The sequence below is a fragment of the Planococcus kocurii genome, from assembly GCF_001465835.2.
In the GTDB taxonomy this organism is placed as follows: Bacteria; Bacillota; Bacilli; order Bacillales_A; family Planococcaceae; genus Planococcus; species Planococcus kocurii.
This window is the reverse complement of the sequence record NZ_CP013661.2, coordinates 116,364-132,273: the sequence shown is the minus strand read 5'-3', so window position 1 is coordinate 132,273 and position 15,910 is coordinate 116,364. Positions and strand designations below refer to the sequence as shown.

At 37.2% G+C, this 15,910-nt stretch carries 18 protein-coding genes; 13 read left to right on the top strand and 5 right to left on the bottom strand.

Annotated elements, in window-relative coordinates; all coding sequences use genetic code 11:
* The first annotated feature begins 32 nt into the window (after positions 1-32).
* Both AUO94_RS00690 and AUO94_RS00685 read left to right on the top strand, forming a co-directional pair.
* Entirely contained in the window at positions 33-884 is an 852-nt protein-coding gene (locus AUO94_RS00690) for a phosphotransferase (protein WP_058385446.1), read from the top strand.
* Between the two features lie 75 nt (positions 885-959).
* Positions 960-1,850 carry a DMT family transporter gene (locus AUO94_RS00685; protein ID WP_058385445.1) on the top strand — a complete coding sequence of 297 codons (891 nt, stop codon included), beginning with the start codon at positions 960-962 and terminating at the stop codon, positions 1,848-1,850.
* 155 nt (positions 1,851-2,005) lie between these two features.
* Here AUO94_RS00685 and AUO94_RS00680 read toward each other — a convergent pair whose 3' ends face one another.
* Positions 2,006-2,923 (bottom strand): S-layer homology domain-containing protein, encoded by a 918-nt coding sequence (locus AUO94_RS00680; protein ID WP_058385444.1) that lies wholly within the window; start codon positions 2,921-2,923, stop codon positions 2,006-2,008.
* Positions 2,924-3,211: 288 nt separating this feature from the next.
* On the bottom strand, positions 3,212-4,246 hold the full coding sequence (locus AUO94_RS00675; RefSeq protein ID WP_058385443.1) for a YeiH family protein: 1,035 nt from the start codon (positions 4,244-4,246) through the stop codon (positions 3,212-3,214).
* 105 nt (positions 4,247-4,351) lie between these two features.
* Between AUO94_RS00675 and AUO94_RS00670 the strand changes: the two genes are divergently transcribed.
* On the top strand, positions 4,352-5,257 hold the full coding sequence (locus tag AUO94_RS00670) for a LysR family transcriptional regulator (protein WP_058385442.1): 906 nt from the start codon (positions 4,352-4,354) through the stop codon (positions 5,255-5,257).
* An 83-nt stretch (positions 5,258-5,340) separates the two neighbouring features.
* Here AUO94_RS00670 and bsh read toward each other — a convergent pair whose 3' ends face one another.
* The gene (gene bsh, locus AUO94_RS00665) at positions 5,341-6,315 is read right to left on the bottom strand and encodes a choloylglycine hydrolase (RefSeq protein ID WP_058385441.1); all 975 of its coding nucleotides are present in this window, start codon (positions 6,313-6,315) and stop codon (positions 5,341-5,343) included.
* Positions 6,316-6,881: 566 nt separating this feature from the next.
* Here bsh and AUO94_RS00660 point away from each other — a divergent pair.
* The 7 genes from AUO94_RS00660 (at position 6,882) to AUO94_RS17315 (ending at position 10,157) form a co-directional block, all read left to right on the top strand.
* Positions 6,882-7,307, top strand: coding sequence for a hypothetical protein (locus AUO94_RS00660; protein ID WP_237150159.1), 426 nt, complete (start codon positions 6,882-6,884; stop codon positions 7,305-7,307).
* A gap of 110 nt (positions 7,308-7,417) precedes the next feature.
* Positions 7,418-7,570, top strand: a complete 153-nt coding sequence (locus AUO94_RS17180; protein WP_156423921.1) for a hypothetical protein — start codon at positions 7,418-7,420, stop codon at positions 7,568-7,570.
* Positions 7,571-7,709: 139 nt separating this feature from the next.
* Positions 7,710-7,874, top strand: coding sequence for a hypothetical protein (locus AUO94_RS17175; RefSeq protein WP_156423920.1), 165 nt, complete (start codon positions 7,710-7,712; stop codon positions 7,872-7,874).
* Positions 7,867-8,208 carry a hypothetical protein gene (locus AUO94_RS00655; protein ID WP_058385440.1) on the top strand — a complete coding sequence of 114 codons (342 nt, stop codon included), beginning with the start codon at positions 7,867-7,869 and terminating at the stop codon, positions 8,206-8,208. The genes AUO94_RS17175 and AUO94_RS00655 overlap by 8 nt, the downstream gene beginning before the upstream one ends.
* Before the next feature lie 101 nt (positions 8,209-8,309).
* Positions 8,310-8,876, top strand: a complete 567-nt coding sequence (gene lepB, locus AUO94_RS00650) for a signal peptidase I (protein ID WP_058385439.1) — start codon at positions 8,310-8,312, stop codon at positions 8,874-8,876.
* A gap of 285 nt (positions 8,877-9,161) precedes the next feature.
* Positions 9,162-9,683 (top strand): GrpB family protein, encoded by a 522-nt coding sequence (locus AUO94_RS00645; protein WP_058385438.1) that lies wholly within the window; start codon positions 9,162-9,164, stop codon positions 9,681-9,683.
* Positions 9,684-10,004: 321 nt separating this feature from the next.
* On the top strand, positions 10,005-10,157 hold the full coding sequence (locus AUO94_RS17315; RefSeq protein ID WP_169793151.1) for a hypothetical protein: 153 nt from the start codon (positions 10,005-10,007) through the stop codon (positions 10,155-10,157).
* A 253-nt stretch (positions 10,158-10,410) separates the two neighbouring features.
* Here AUO94_RS17315 and AUO94_RS00640 read toward each other — a convergent pair whose 3' ends face one another.
* On the bottom strand, positions 10,411-11,256 hold the full coding sequence (locus AUO94_RS00640; protein WP_058385437.1) for an MBL fold metallo-hydrolase: 846 nt from the start codon (positions 11,254-11,256) through the stop codon (positions 10,411-10,413).
* A gap of 395 nt (positions 11,257-11,651) precedes the next feature.
* On the opposite strand from AUO94_RS00640, the gene AUO94_RS00635 reads away from it, so the two are divergent.
* Positions 11,652-12,206 carry a recombinase family protein gene (locus tag AUO94_RS00635; RefSeq protein ID WP_058385436.1) on the top strand — a complete coding sequence of 185 codons (555 nt, stop codon included), beginning with the start codon at positions 11,652-11,654 and terminating at the stop codon, positions 12,204-12,206.
* Between the two features lie 248 nt (positions 12,207-12,454).
* On the opposite strand, the gene AUO94_RS00630 is transcribed toward AUO94_RS00635, so the two are convergent.
* Positions 12,455-12,853, bottom strand: coding sequence for a PBECR3 domain-containing polyvalent protein (locus AUO94_RS00630; RefSeq protein WP_062429923.1), 399 nt, complete (start codon positions 12,851-12,853; stop codon positions 12,455-12,457).
* A gap of 444 nt (positions 12,854-13,297) precedes the next feature.
* On the opposite strand from AUO94_RS00630, the gene AUO94_RS00625 reads away from it, so the two are divergent.
* The gene (locus AUO94_RS00625) at positions 13,298-14,824 is read left to right on the top strand and encodes an SAVED domain-containing protein (protein ID WP_058385435.1); all 1,527 of its coding nucleotides are present in this window, start codon (positions 13,298-13,300) and stop codon (positions 14,822-14,824) included.
* Positions 14,825-14,847: 23 nt separating this feature from the next.
* Positions 14,848-15,909 carry an SMODS domain-containing nucleotidyltransferase gene (locus AUO94_RS00620; RefSeq protein WP_058385434.1) on the top strand — a complete coding sequence of 354 codons (1,062 nt, stop codon included), beginning with the start codon at positions 14,848-14,850 and terminating at the stop codon, positions 15,907-15,909.
* Position 15,910: the final 1 nt, after the last annotated feature.

Below are 15,910 nucleotides of genomic sequence, written 5' to 3'. Positions count from 1 at the left end.
CTACTGATCTGATTTAAACGGAGGAGCAATAAATGGATATAACAACAATTCTTCCCCAACTGAATGGAGACAAACTGGATTGGACGTGCACAGCTTTGAGTGGTGGAACAAGGAGTGAGGTTTATCTGCTTACTAAAGAAAATGACAAAGCTCATGTCCTCAAAATAAATAAAGCCGAAACAACTCAAGCAGAAATAGATTTTTTGTCTACTTATCAGTCCATTCCCTTACTACCAGATCTCACGCTTGTCGATCCCGGTTTTCAGTTCATGGTCTATACACATATTCCTTGTGCGATTGCTACATCCTTTAACAGTAGTAAAAATAAACTGATGCAACATCTGGTTTCGGGTTTACTCAATCACTATCAGCCTACTTCCACACACGAACAGTGGGGCTGGCAAGGGGCAACTGTGAGCACGTGGGAACAATTTTTAACAGCAGAAGTAGAAGCAGCAAAAGAAATGTTTGCGCCTTGTTTTAAAAGAGCGGGCCTATATATAGAAGCTCCGGTACCAACAAAGCGAGAACAAGCGAACTTGCAGCCAATTCCGTATTTGCTTCACGGTGATTGTGGATTTCATAACTTTTTAGTCAGTGAAGAACAATTAACAGGTATTATCGATCCAACCCCGATTTTCGGCTGGCCACATTATGATTTAATTTACGCTTTCTTTTCTTCACCGTATGATTTAACAAAAGAGATATTTGATGCAGCAGCTGCCAAGTTAACTGTTAACACATCTAATACGAAGCAGCTCTATGAAGAAGTACTAATAGGGTTGTATCAACGGTTAGCTATTTGTTTAAAGCATCATCCAGCTGATTGGCTAGCTTATTTGGAAGTTTGGGATTACTGGACTGCAATCGTCGATAACCATTAGCAAACACTGAAGTTAACTAGTCTTTAACAAAAATAAACAAGAAACAACGCACCCTTAAAAAAGGAGAGTGGCACATTGAAAGACAAATTACTGTTCTCTTTTTTAGTCATTCTGACCACGGGTTTAATGGGTTCTTCCTTTGTAGTAGCTAAAATTGGCTTACTCTACATATCCCCCTTGTTATTAGCAGGCATCCGGTTTACGATTGCAGGTAGTATCATGATGTTGTTTGTCAGATTGTTTAAAAGAAATCACCCTCAAACTGTAACTACGTGGGGAAAAATCATCATTATCGGTGCCATTCAAACTGCTGGTGTCATGGGTGCTATTTTTCTAAGCTTGCGAACCATCACTTCCGGCGAATCGGCTATTTTAACTTTTATGAATCCTTTGCTTGTGGTATTAATCGGTACACTCGCACTGGGTATGCGTTACCGAGTCATTCAATGGTTAGGCGTGCTGGTTGGCTTTTTGGGTGTTTTTGTGACAATGGGAAGTCATTTAGATCTTCAAATCGGTACCTTATTTGGATTTTCAAGCGCTGTTTTTTGGTCAGTCGGCACACTGTTAATTAAGAAATGGGGAGGCTCCATTGATATGTGGGTCTTGACCGCTTACCAGATGTTATTCGGGGGTATTATTTTACTGGTTGGCTCCTTTTTCTTGGAAGTCTCTTACCTTGTCATCAACCCGACATCTATTTCCATTTTATTGTGGCTATCTATTCCAGCTTCAATTGTTCAATTTACTATTTGGTTTTATTTATTGCAAAAAGGAGATTCTGGAAAAGTGAGTGCTTTTCTCTTTTTAGCTCCTTTTTTTGGCATTGTATCCGGATGGTTCGTGTTAGGAGAAGATGTTGGATTGCCGCTTTTTGTTGGGGGGAGTTTGATTTTTGCAGGGATTTTTCTTGTGAACTGGCCAGAAAAGCGAAGAGCCGTGAAAGTGCCCGTTACAAAAATCTAGAATAATGATCGTATAAGAAAGCCCAATATATTGTAAGAGGCAAAATTTAACGATGCCATCACGCGAAAGTCTCCAACTGACTAATTGAATACATATGAAAAACCCCTTGAAGGAGTTCACTTACGAGTGATTCCATTCAAGGGGTTTTATAAAGCTTATTTCAATTTGAAGTTAAATGGTGACTCGAAACTAATATCAAAATCACTCACAACAAAGTGACCCGCTTTTCCAGTTAAGTTTTGCTTCGTATGTCCAATGGTCAACACTAAACGATCCGCAGATAATTTGAACGAAGTTGGTTCTACAGGTACTTCAGTTCCATCTTCGAGAATCACCATAAACTCCAAGAAGTCAGCTATTTCAGTAGCTGTGTAATCAGCCAATGCTGGTTCTGTTAACGTGACCGTAGTAGAAGTCACTGTAGTCACTTTAACATCAGCAACCTCTGGATAATATAACCAATCTGTAGTTGTTTCGATTGTTTTATAAAGCAAGTTTGCAAATTCTCCACGAGTAATTTGTGTATGTGTTCCATAAGTTGATGGTGTTTTACCGGCAGTAATTTGTGCGCCATACAATGACTCGATGTAAGGCTTAAATACGCCGCCTACATCAGAAAATGGTGTTTGCTGTTGGTATTCTTCTAATTCAAATGCTAAAGATAGAAACTTTGCCATCGCGCCTCGGCTTAACGGGGCTCCAGGTTGAAATTCAGTTGGAGTTACTCCAGATACAATTCCTACTTCTGCAAGAGCATTTACAGAGGCACGTACACGAGTATTCAGATCTTTAAATCCTGCATCTTTTGGATTTTCAATAGTTGAAAACAACGTATTTGCGAGGATAACAGCAGCGTCTCCGCGCGTCAAAGGATCATTGGTACCAAATTTCGTTGGGCTTTTTCCGTTAATAAGTTCTACCGCATATAAGAAATCTACTGCTTTTGCGTAGCGGTCTCCGACATCAGTAAAAGAATGTGAAGAAGTAGTTGATGCAGCTGATGCGGGTGAAGCAAGAGCGACGACAGCAAGTACGACAGTTGTAGTTGTGTATAAGAATTTTTTAATGTTCAATGATATATCCCCAATCTCAATATAATAAATGCAGGTTAATAATTAATGATAAAATCAGATGCCCTTTCCGTTCAAATTATCAAACTGAAATTATTATAGCTTTATTACCTCTCTTTTGTATAGTAATTTTTTCAAAAAAACACGAATTATTAGTAAAAAATTGTTGTCTAAATTAAAAACTATTCAAGTCAATGTAAAAGGTCAAAGTGAAATACTCAATTTAGAAAGAACTAGTTCAAAAAAATCCCCCAAAGTTATTCCATAGAATAACTTTGGGGGATAGAAATATCAAACGATAAAATACGTAAGAATCGACAGCAAAATTGACGTAATAGTCATGGCGGCGAGCGGCAGTAATGCACGTTCTCGCAAATCTCGCAAACTGACGTTCAAGCCGAGCCCGACCATTGCAGCCGTCAATAACCAGGTTGTCAATGTCGATACAAAGTCACGCAATGCATCGGGGAAAGGAATAACGGGACCAAAGACATAACTTCCTAAAATACTCAACAAGATAAAGCCAAGCAAGAACCATGGAAATTCAATCTTTGCAGTTGTTTCTTCACCTTTGTTTTTGCGTTTCATCATAAAAATAAAGATAAAGCAAAGAGGGACAAGTAAAAAGACGCGCCCTAGTTTTCCAAGTAAAGCCATAGCTAATCCGTCTTCTCCAGCTGGCGCACCTGCTAATGCAACATGGGCGATTTCATGAAGGCTTATGCCGACCCACATGCCGTATTCAATGTCGTCAAGCGGTAAAAAAGGACGAATAACTGTATAAGAAATCGCGAATACTGTCCCCATCAACGCGATAATTCCAACCCCAATAGCTGTATCTTCGTCTTTTGCTTTAATAATTGGTGCAATCGCTGCAATCGCAGCTGCTCCGCACACGCCGGTACCAACACCAAGCAATAACGAAATGGTTTTATCGGCTTTAAAGCGTTTCGCTAGCCATACCGTCATTAAAATAGCGAAAGTAATAACACCAAGATCACGCACTAAAAGCCAAAGTCCATCACTTAAAACTGTATCAATGTTTAATTTTAGTCCGTATAAGATAATGGCAACACGCAATAAACGTTTGGACGAAAATGTGATACCTGAACGAATGGCATTCGGATAACCAAAAATCTGACGGTAGAAAACCGCAATGATAATCGCGCAGGCTAACTGACCAATTTGATCAAATCCAGGTACTTGTGCTAACAGATATCCGAGAAAAGCAATTAAAAATGTGAATGCCATGCCGCCTAACCAAGCAGTTTTAGGGGATGACGAATTCAAGTTGAAACGATTTAGTTTTTGATAATAAGCAGACATGATAAAACCTCCTGTAGTAAGTATAGAAAAGCACTATACATTAGTAAAATAAATAATTAGAATAGTGATAATAAGTAAAGCTGTATGTAAGAGTGGAGGATAGAGATGGATCTACGATTGGAAGTGTTTCTCAAGGTAGTTGAAAAGAAAAATTTTTCCAAAGCAGCCGAAGCGTTGCATATGACACAACCTGCCGTTAGTCAGTATATTCGGTCATTAGAAGAATTGACAGGAGTCAAATTGTTAGAACGAACCAATAAATACGTCAGGTTAAACAAAGCAGGCGAAATTGTTTATCATCATGCTATTGAAATCAAAGAACTTTATACAAAAATGAATCACCTTCTTGAAGACTTGACTCATAAAGCCAGCGGGTCGATTGCGATCGGGGCTAGTTATACATTTGGAGAATACTTATTACCACGCATTATTGCAGAAGCAAAAGAACAATACCCAGACATTAAACCAACTGTGACGATTGGCAACACAACAACGATTGCAGCACTTGTACTCAGTCATCAGTTAGATGTGGGGATAGTAGAAGGTCATTTTAAAGAGGTGCCAGAATTGAAAACCGAACCATTTGCAGAAGATCGAATGGTAGTCGTTGCTTGTGCAGATCATGTGCTAACGCGCCAACAGAAGTCAATTACCATGCCAGACTTAATAAAAGAAACATGGATTTTAAGAGAACTTGGCTCGGGTACGAGAGAAGCAGCTGAAAATGTCTTCAAGCAATTTTCAATGTCTCCACAATCCATTATGCATTTCAGTAGTACACAGCCAATCAAAGCAATGATTGAAGCTGGTATGGGCATCAGTTTACTATCCGAGTGGGCGATTCAAAAAGAGCTGCGTTATGGCGATTTAAAAATCTTAAACATTAAAGAAATGCCGTATACCAGAGACTTTTCAATTGTCACGAGGTCACCTTTTCAAACAAAAGCACTTTCTGCCTTTCTTGATTTGTTGAGAAGACACAGAGGATTGAACGATTTCAAAATTCGTTAGAGAGTCGTGATTTAATAGCAAAGATAGCTGTAAGTAAAAAAACGATTCTGCAGCTAATCGCAGAATCATTTTTGTTACTTAAATTAATTGATAATATTGATTTGCTCTTTATTGACGAGTGGATACGCAGTCAATTGAGCACCATCCAAATCTTCGTTGTTCATTTGTACGGCCGTAATTTGGCTATTTTCATAAGTCGTGTAATAATATATTCCTTTATCCACATTGCAACAAGAAGAATAAATCGTGTATTCAAATTTTCCTTCGCCTGCTTCGCACAACCCTTTTGCATAGGCGACCGATTTTAAGAGATGAAAAAATTGGCTGACGCTTTCTGCTTCTGAATCACCCGCTACCGAATTTGATTTCGCAAAAGCCGCGCGGACAAAGCGAGAAGGTGACGACAAGTCTCCCGGAAGCCCAAGTCCTCCCATGCCAAGGCTGTGTATACCCAGCTCTAGTTGTGAGGAAAACGTATTTGCAGGTGTAGTTGTAGAGAGATGGCGGTAGTTTGTTAAATTCAGCAAGTGATAATCAAAAGGCGGGTTGTTTGTCAGCACGCCCACTGGGTTGTCGTAAATCTGTAATCCTTCCGCTACCGATTCCACAACAATGGACTGGGTTTGATCTGCAATGATCCAATGGAGCGGCGACAGCGGTAAGTCCTCACTAAAATTAATGTTCACAAGGTTCAAGTTTGCTAATAGCTTTTTTGCATCTGTAATCGATGCGCATTGCCCAAGAATCCACGGGATAAATTCAAATGGAGACACATTGTCTTTGCCTTCTACTGCTGAAAAGAAATACGCATTGTCCGGAAAGTTTAACCCCGCCATGCTCAACCCTTTTTCATTCGTAGCCTCAAAATACAAAGGATAGTTGTCCACTACAACCGCCATCCCAATCAAAGCGTAATGATGTGGTGCAGCCTTCACTTTTCTAAATTCAAATGGGAAATGTCTAGGTGTGATCGTGACCGATTCACCATACGATAAATTCAAATCCAAGTTACGCCCAAAATAATGATCTTTCGTTGAATACGTTAGGGATGTGCACATAGCCATGACCTCCTCTTCGTTAAAGTTCAATTTTACACGGTTCGTTTTAGTTAGTCCAAAATAAGAGTGATTCATACAATTATAGAAAAAACGTGTTTTCATCCATTCTATCTTAAACAAATCAGACCGCAAAAGTAGCTGTAAACATGCGAACGTTCATAACGGATTTCGATATGTTTACGAACGGTTTAATTTCCAAAATTAGCTAGCTATCTTCTTGTGGTATATGTATATTTGAAGTAACAATTAATGGATTCCCAGTTTTTCAAATGAAAAGTTCGTTAGCGACCTACGCTTAGGACCAACCCTTGTTATTGCAAAAGATTTTCAAGTCGTCCAAGTTGATATTGAACATCGTCTTTTATAAAAAAGGGAAGTCATCAGTTTTCTAGTAGTTTATCCTACTGTTTCATTTTAAATATAAAATTTGGGTACAATAAACCATCCTATTATATAGCTGAGTCTTCTGATTGAAGAACATATAATAGCGCAAGCCATTAAATGCAACAGATGTGCAGAAAAGTTACATTCAAACCTATGAAAAACAATCGAGGAGCGTAAATAAAATGGCGAAAAAAAAGAAGGAAATGAAAAAAGAGAAAGAGATATTTTACGATTTTGATCCATATTTTTCAAAAAAAGCAAAAATGGAAATCAAAATCGATGAAGTTGGCGTTTCATTTGTCGGGAATTCGGAAGGATACCTTTCACTGTCTAGGTTCTTTAGTTATTTAGCAGAGGTCCATGCGTCGATTCGAGAAGAATCTCCTCAACCAGAAGGAACAAATACGGTACAAGGATATGGAGCTTACCATTTCAAAGACTATGTGAGGGAAGAAAAAATTCAACAAGGGGACTACACCTTTAATCCTGGGCCCATTAGCAACTTAAAGCCCGAGAATCATGAACAGGATGTTTTGTTTTGGTTATCGGATGTAACGGGTCCAGCTTTTTGGCAAGAAGATGGAGATTCGAAAAAGAAAGAAAAATAATACGCGTTGAAAGCGATTGAAAGCGATTGAGAACGATGGAAACGAAATGTAGCTGAAGATGAAGTAAGTTACATTCAAAATCCGAAGAATGAATCGAGGAGGTGACCTTTATGAATTACAATGCTTTTTTGTTTGCTGGAGTCGCAGGTATATTGACTTTAATTCTTATCGTTTCGAATATGCCTCTGAGCGCCCTTATAATTACTAATATGTTGTTAGCTTTAATTGCTGGTCAATTAACTGGTAAAAACTACAGGGAATAATAAGATTAATGTTCTTTAAAATTCTCCATTGCTAAAGAGCTATACTTTATGCTCACTAGACTGAGAGCTTAGCAATTAGTCACCTTCTGTAACCAATAGATTGTACTTTACGTCTAAAGTTGAGCTAAGGAGGATGAAGATGAAATCCAAATTATTATTTTTAAGCATGCTAATGATTGTTGTATTAGCTGGTTGCTATCAAGAAAAGGAAGCTACAGAAAACGAAAAAAACATGAGTAATTCTGTGGGAAATGTAAAATATACTGAAAAAAAAACCTCCTCAATTAAAAATAGAAGTGAATGAAGAGGAGTTTTCTGCTGCTTTAGGTGGTTATGCCTGGAGTTACTTTGATCAAGAAGAAAATTCTATGGTTGAGATAGAGGCAGAAACTATCGGTATTTCTGAATTGGTTGGTGATCGAAACGGGCCAATCGTAAATACAAGTACATCCATTGAACTTCAGTTTGAGGAAGAACCAATCTCTTACCAGGTTAACATTTGGGATTCTACAGATAATCTAAAAGGTTCTTTCAAAGATGTAGTGCTGGATGGACAAAGTGGGAAAACAATCTATGAAGTTGTCGCCACGTGGGAACGAGGAACAGGATATTATGTTTTCCCTTTAACTATTAACTAGGCTCTCTCACCATCAATTCACGTTATTGTTTATTTTTTGAATGTAATTTATTAGTAACTAAGTTACATTCAGATTTAGTATAGTAAGGGGGAAAGTAAACCGTGGATCAGACAAAAAAAGAGAAAAATGAACTTTGGGAGTGGGGAAAAGCGCTCTTTGTTGCTTTAGCAGTCGCTGGACTCATTCGTTTTTTCTTATTCGCCCCAGTTGTTGTCGATGGAGAATCAATGATGCCGACACTTGAAAATGAGGATCGAATGTTGGTGAACAAAATTGGTTATTTCATCGGAGAACCTGAACGATCCGATATTGTGGTGTTTCATGCGACAAAAGACAAAGATTATATTAAACGAGTAATTGGCGTTCCGGGAGATTATGTAGCCTACGAGAATGATCAGCTGTACATAAATGTGAAAGCTCAAGGTGAACCGTATTTATCTTCTCTTAAGGAGCAATATAACTTGGGAAGTGGGACGCTAACAGAAGATTTTACACTTGAAGGACTTACAGAACTGGACAAGATTCCTGAAGGTTATGTCTTCGTTTTAGGCGATAATCGTCGAAGTAGCACCGATAGTCGAATTATTGGTCTCGTGCCGATAACGAATATAACCGGTAGCACTAATTACGTCTTTTGGCCATTGAATGAAATGGGCTTTGTGGAATAATAGACTCTAAAAACGAATATGCCTATTCTTCGTTTTGTTTACACTAAATAAATTCAAACTTTCTTAGCCGTTTGGAATTTAAATGGCTTTTTTTTGCCATGAAATTCTTATACATGAACGAAGAAGGATAAAGACCAAACTTTTAGTGCTTTCCATCTTTCTCTCAATGGGTGCACTTTTAAGTAACATTTTGTTTTTGAAGATACAAATCACCATTTCCTGATGACATTTGAGAGAATTCATGTTTATGAAAAATTTGTGAGTTAGCGAAAGTAGGGTGAAGTTTTGAGAGAAGTTGTAGTTTTGCCATACGATGAACAATGGGTGTCCTTATTTGTCAAAGAGGCAACTAAGTTAAAGGGAATGTTAGGCGAAGAGGTTGTTTCGATTCATCATTTTGGCAGTACATCCATTCCAGAATTACAAGCTAAGCCGGTCATAGACATATTAGCTATAGTCAAAGAAATCACTTTAGTAGATACCTATACTAATCAATTACGCGGCTTAGGGTATGAAGGAAAAGGCGAAAATGGAATTCCAGGACGCAGGTATTTTCAAAAAGGAGGAGATGAACGGACGCATCATCTCCATATTTATCAAATCGGAAGTCTTGAAATTAAAAGACATTTAGCATTTCGCGATTATCTTCGCACTCATTCGGTTGCTAGGAAAGAATATGGAGAATTAAAAAGCCGTTTGAGTCAGAAGTTTCCGTACGACATCGAATCCTATATCCAGGGAAAAGAGCAACTGGCTTTAAAAATTCAAAAAGAAGCTTTAGAATGGCTCTCAAAAAAGCCGCAATAAGCCCAAAAGGGGAAGAAGAATGGAAGACTTTATTCAAGAGTTAGCAAAAAGAATAAAAGAGACGGATAAAAATTATTATCTGAATATCCGGTCATGGTGCTGCAGAGAAAAAGACGTTTGCCAATAGGCTTATAAACCTGTTGGATAAAAGCAAAATCAAATATGTAAACACAGACACATACATGATAGGTTCAAAGATCCGTAATCATTCAAGAATCGATTATACCTATCAAAACGAAAATCGTCGGTATAAGATGACAGCTTGTCATCCCTCTGCGCACCAGTTAACATCCTTAGAAAGAGATGTTCAGATGATTCGTAATGGGATGGATTTCTACACAATTGTTTGGCTTTGTACGGTTTGACGAAAGTGAATTTTGTTTAGAACTGGCAAAAAGCTCTATCCAAATGAAAACGGATTTAAAAGTACAGAAGCTTGCCACTGAAAATATTCTGGCATTACTAGTAAGATAGGCTCGAAATTGTCATGTGAACGCATCGAGTTTAGGGGTTATTCATAATGAGAGTTTATTGCTGTTTTATTTCACCGTGGCATTTTGCGAAAAACTCTTCTGTGTAGATGAGTTAAAAAAATGGTGCTGTTGGAGGAAAAGAAAGATATACTGCATAGATGCCATATGATGCAGATGCGTTATTCTTCTTAACGGACCAGCCTTTACTGGAGCGGCACTTCAAGTTCCCGTTAAAACCTTGTTCGCTAATATTTTTACGAATTTATGATTTGGTCATTCACAAATGCTTGAATAAAAAACAGTTCATTATCATTGGGTTCTCTTTTAATTTCTGCTACAAAGTTTTCTTTAGCATCTTCTAATGATTTTGATTTTACAGCTTGATTTGCTGCTGTTAACTCTTGCCAATAGAGATTCATTTCATCCGAATCATAAATAGACTCGTGACCAAGAAGAGACATTTTTGCATCAAATTTCTGAATGTCTTCAATCATTGGCAACAACAAAGCTTGTTTGAAATGAAACAAAGAATTTGTGGTTGTCCCGTATGCACAATCACCTAAAAAAATAACTTTCTCATCAGGAACATACACGATTGTTGAATCGTCTGCATGCGTACTTTTGACTTGTTCAAGCAGACAGACCTTATTTCCTAAATCGATCGTTATCGTCTTCTCAAAAATAATATTTGGAGAGTTCAACTTGAAATCATTCCTATTTGGGATGTCATCTTTTATAATCTCTGCACACTTCACATTCATTAGATCCTGGCTTACATACTTTTGGAGCGAGCGGTCATCATACGAAAAGCTTTGCCATTCTTTCATCAATTCGTTTGTTTGGCTATTAACTATTACCGATGCATCAAACTCATTCATACCTAGGAAATGATCCCAATGCGCATGTGTAATGACGACATATTTAACTGGTGGTACATTTAGGTTCTGAATTTCCAATAAAAACTCTTTGGCGTGTTGCGTAGAGTTACCAGCGTCTATGATTAAGCTATGTTTTTCACCACACACCAATCCTAAAGCTGGACGTTCTCGATCATCTTGATTTGATAAATAATAAATGGACTCACTTAATTTATTTAACATTGTATATCTCTCCTCTATGCTAGATTTAGATCTTAATTCGATGAAAGAGAAAATCCATATATGTATTTTAAAAACTAATAAAACATTTTAAGATTCTCTCCGATTATTTTCTCACCATTGGATTGTACCTCCTATGTAATATGTGGAAAAGTATACCATATTACTAATGCTTCAAGTTTTATTTATTGATTATTCTTAATTCTTTTGATTGTTATCTGTAATCTATCTTCCAAAACTCGGTCCTTTTCTGAACACAGCACTCTTCGGTTTGAAAAGGATCTTTTTTCATGCGTTTCGTGTTATAAAACCCTGTACAGTATTCTATGTACATTAACCACACTGTTTTTATCTTATGGTACAATGAATTCATTGAAAAAGAAGAGAAGAGGGATCGAGTGCTCATTGGATATGCGCGTGTGTCTACAGGATTACAAAATTTGGATTTACAGCTGGATGCGTTAGCAGCTTATGGCTGCGATAAAACATTTCACGACAAAATGAGTGGAACGAAAAAGCAACGTCCCGGTTTAGAAGAAGCCATCTCGTATGCTCGCGAAGGGGACACGATTGTAGTTTGGCGATTGGATCGCTTGGGAAGAAACATGCAGGACTTGATTCAACTGGTGAATGCCCTAAATGAACGGGGTGTCGCATTCCATAGTTTGCAGGAAAACTTGACGATGGATAAACGCAATGCAACAGGCCAACTGATGTTTCACTTGTTCGCGGCATTTGCCGAATTTGAACGGAATTTGATTGAGGAACGTTCGGCTGCAGGACGGACAGCTGCCCGAGCAAGAGGGCGTTTGGGGGGACGTCCGGAGAAATTTGGACCGAAAGATATTGAAATGATGCGTTCGCTGATTCAAGGTGGGACACCGATTAAAGATGTGGCTGAAAGATGGGGCGTTTCTCGTACCACCATTTATCGTTATCTGGAAAAACAGTAAACTTATAAGGATGCGGGTTATAAGAAAATAAGACATGCAAAGAAAAAAGCCTCTAACCGAAGTTAGAGGCTTACTTATTTAGGGGGTTATTACCCGGGCGGCGTATCCGGGATCTCTGATAACTCATAGTGAGCGCGTGGGGAACCTTTCCCACCTTAATGACCCGTATTACCTAATCAAGATTCTTCATAGCTAATCATTTCTTATCTTTATCATAACACGAAACGTGTTTTATTCAAGCTATCGGCTTATGTATATAATTGAATACGCCCGCTTGCCAGCCTCTTCTTGATTTTATGTTCTGCATTATCGAGCACATAAAAAGTTGACACAAACAAATATCCACTCGGGTCCAATTTAACCGCCAGAAGAAGCTGCTGGCTAACAAATTTGTAGAGTTCGACGCTATTCGGAACTGTTGGATTTTTGCCGATATAATCGGGGTTTAAAAGAATAGAAGGAAGTTCGTTCTTGTACTGATTCCATACAAGTGGATGATTGCGATTAATATGTTTGATGGCACCCGGATAGATGAAGACTTCTTCTTCAAGGAAAGCAATTCCTGTTAGCCTATTAATCTTGTCTCGATCTATTTTTCCAACCAATAACCGGCCGGTTGAATTTTCGTTAAACTTGTTAATGTTCATGACCGAACCCCCACAGCAAAATAACGAAATCGTAATAAGACCCACCGTGGTCCGCATTGTGAAGAGGCGTGGTGGGTTCTGTTAAACGGATTATAACATATTTTCATAATCTTACTCCTATGTCGATAGTATAATAGCTACGCATAACTGTCCTAATACTTATTTTTTTATTAAATTTAATACGTTATTATATTCGCCGATAATATATAAGTTGTAGTCTAACTCAATCATTAATAATTTATTAAAATGTAATTTTAATATGTCGTTATCTTCAAGTAAAACTAATAGATAACTTAACTTGAGTATAAGTTTTAGAACAACGAATAATTTTTGAAGATGTGATTTGCAATTTAAATAAAACTACATTTTCAATGTATGGAATAATAATGGATATTATGAGAAAATTAAAGAATAGTTTGACAATAATGAGGTGAAATATTATTTATGGCGAATCCGATAAAAGCTAGGAGTTTAGGGGACGAGTATCAAATACTTTTCTTTTGGTTAAAAGCGTGTGATATGTTAAGTGATCACTCTAATGTAGATACTATCTCTTATGAAGATCAGGAAATAAAATCTCTTGATGATATAGTTATTCGCTATAAGAAACCTATAAGGGATATAAGTGGGAAGCTAATTCACAAAGAGTATTACCAAGTAAAATATCATGTGGATTATCGAAATAGTATAACCCTCGATAACTTAATGAATCCGGACTTCATCAATGCTTCTAAATATTCTTTTCTAGAAAAGGTTAAAGTAGCGTTGCCAGTTTTGAATAAAGACAATGAATTAGGGGTTGCAGTCTTAGTTACGCCATGGGCTATACACCCGGACGACGAATTAGCGAAATTAAAAATTGTTGACACTAAAGGAGGATATTTCAAAGAAGAAATTTTATTTGATGGAAAAAGCAGATCGTATATAGCTCAAGTAAGAGAAAAATTGAAAAATCATTTAGAAATTAAAGAAGACGAAGAATTGAAAAGTGTTTTAAAAGCTATTCGAATTTGGAATAATTTTCATCAATATGAACCGTTCCTTAGGATTTTAAATGGACAACTATCGGCGGTTGGATTAAAACCTATCGATCTCTCACAACGTATTAACCCATATGTCAATTTGCTTCAACGATTGTTTCAAGAAGATCAAACGAAATTTAATAAAGAAAAGTTAATAGAAATATGTAAATCTGAAGATTTGTGGACAGGTCGCAACATTATGTTAACGGAAGAAGTTCCTGTTGGAATAAGGAGCTTCATTCGAAGAGCTGAAAATCTAGAGAACGATACAACTACAATGACTTGTTTATTACATTATTTTGACGGTCGATATCTAAAAGATGAATTTAGCTGGAATGTAAATATTAAAGCGGCTGTAGAAGATTTTATAGGATGTAGTTTAGCAGAAGGTAACTCTTATTGCATTTATTTAGATACTCATTCAACTATTGCTTTTACAACCGGTTTTCTTCTTGATCCAAAATCTGGAGTGAAAGCAGTTCCTATTCAAAAAGGGCTGGATGGAAGAGCGATTTGGCGATCAAACTCTAAGGTGCTAAAAGAGCAATATCCATTATGGCAAGTTAGCCATGATATTATTGATGAAAATGGCAGTGATATTGTTATAGTAATAGAAATGACACATCCAGCTGTTCAAGATGTAAGAGAATATATTGAAACCAAAGAGTTGTCTGCTAAATCTATTATTAGATTTTATTTTGAAGAATCTCCGAGTTTCAATTCAATACGCGATGGAAACCATGCTATGTATCTTGCTAACGAGATATCAAAAACTTTAAATGGACTTCAAAAAGAGGATAGGAAAAGAAGATACCACTTTTTTGGAGCTGGCCCAAATGGTTTTTGGTTCTTCTTAGGACAACTTTCAAGAAACTTTGGTCAGTTAACTCTCTATGAATACGACTTTGAAATAGCAAAAGATTATTTTCCAACTATTGAGTTACCTTAAATACATGAAGGGGAGTGCATAAAATGGAAGTAAAATCTTATTTTAATGATTTTTTATTAGGTATAAGATTAACAGATAATCAAATAAACGATTTAAAAAAAGGCCACAGTATTTTACGAAAGAGATTATTGGAAGATGGAGAATTGTCTTCGATTCTTGTTAACACATTCTTACAAGGAAGTTATAGAAGGGCGACCGCTGTTCGATCTAAAAATGGAAATAAGTCAGACGTAGATGTGATTGTTGTGACAACGTTAGATACAGAGCAGTACTCTCCTCAAGAAGCATTAGATAAATTTGTCCCTTTCTTAGAAAAACATTACAAAGGGAAATATAAAATGCAAGGGCGATCTATTGGTATTGAACTTAGCTATGTCGAGCTTGACTTAGTAATTACATCTGCACCTTCAGAGACACAAAAAGAGTTACTTACAACAAATAGCATATCGACTTCTTACTCGATAGAAGACTTGGAGAATTGGGCTCTTACTAAATCTTGGAGCATAGACTATCAAAAAGAATGGAAAACGGAACCCTTATTAATTCCGGATAGAGAAGCGGGAAAATGGGAAAAAACCGATCCATTAGCACAAATTAAGTGGACCTGGAATAAAAATGCGGATTGTAATAGGAATTACGTAAATGTAGTGAAAGCTCTGAAGTGGTGGAAAAAGTTAAACCCCAACCCTAAGTATCCTAAAGGATATCCTTTAGAACATTTTGTAGGTTTAAGTTGTCCGGATGGCATAGGATCGATTGCTGAAGGAGTTACACTGACTTTAGAAAATATTGTTAAAGAATATCCTGAAAAGCCTTTTTTGAAAGATCATGGAGTCCCCGAACATGACGTCTTTAAACGTATTAGTGATGAAGAATATAAAGAATTTTATGATTTAGTGATTGAAGCTGCGTTGATTGCAAGAAAAGCTTTAGATAGTACCGATAAGGTGGAGAGCATTGAATTATGGAGAGAATTATTTGGCTCAAAGTTTCCAGAACCACCTTCTAATACGAAAAAATCACAAGATAGTTTTACTCCAAGAACCGAACCGACCTCTTCTGTTTCAGGCGGTAGATTTGGGTGAG

What these genes read in the sequence shown, in the direction of transcription:
- AUO94_RS00690 (WP_058385446.1), top strand. Translation starts at nt 33, where the DNA reads ATGGATATAACAACAATTCTTCCCCAACTGAATGGAGACAAACTGGAT.
- AUO94_RS00675 (WP_058385443.1), bottom strand. Translation starts at nt 4,246, where the DNA reads ATGTCTGCTTATTATCAAAAACTAAATCGTTTCAACTTGAATTCGTCA.
- AUO94_RS00670 (WP_058385442.1), top strand. Translation starts at nt 4,352, where the DNA reads ATGGATCTACGATTGGAAGTGTTTCTCAAGGTAGTTGAAAAGAAAAAT.
- bsh (WP_058385441.1), bottom strand. Translation starts at nt 6,315, where the DNA reads ATGTGCACATCCCTAACGTATTCAACGAAAGATCATTATTTTGGGCGT.
- AUO94_RS00660 (WP_237150159.1), top strand. Translation starts at nt 6,882, where the DNA reads ATGGCGAAAAAAAAGAAGGAAATGAAAAAAGAGAAAGAGATATTTTAC.
- AUO94_RS17180 (WP_156423921.1), top strand. Translation starts at nt 7,418, where the DNA reads ATGAATTACAATGCTTTTTTGTTTGCTGGAGTCGCAGGTATATTGACT.
- AUO94_RS17175 (WP_156423920.1), top strand. Translation starts at nt 7,710, where the DNA reads ATGAAATCCAAATTATTATTTTTAAGCATGCTAATGATTGTTGTATTA.
- AUO94_RS17315 (WP_169793151.1), top strand. Translation starts at nt 10,005, where the DNA reads ATGGGATGGATTTCTACACAATTGTTTGGCTTTGTACGGTTTGACGAA.
- AUO94_RS00640 (WP_058385437.1), bottom strand. Translation starts at nt 11,256, where the DNA reads ATGTTAAATAAATTAAGTGAGTCCATTTATTATTTATCAAATCAAGAT.
- AUO94_RS00630 (WP_062429923.1), bottom strand. Translation starts at nt 12,853, where the DNA reads ATGAACATTAACAAGTTTAACGAAAATTCAACCGGCCGGTTATTGGTT.
- AUO94_RS00625 (WP_058385435.1), top strand. Translation starts at nt 13,298, where the DNA reads ATGGCGAATCCGATAAAAGCTAGGAGTTTAGGGGACGAGTATCAAATA.
- AUO94_RS00620 (WP_058385434.1), top strand. Translation starts at nt 14,848, where the DNA reads ATGGAAGTAAAATCTTATTTTAATGATTTTTTATTAGGTATAAGATTA.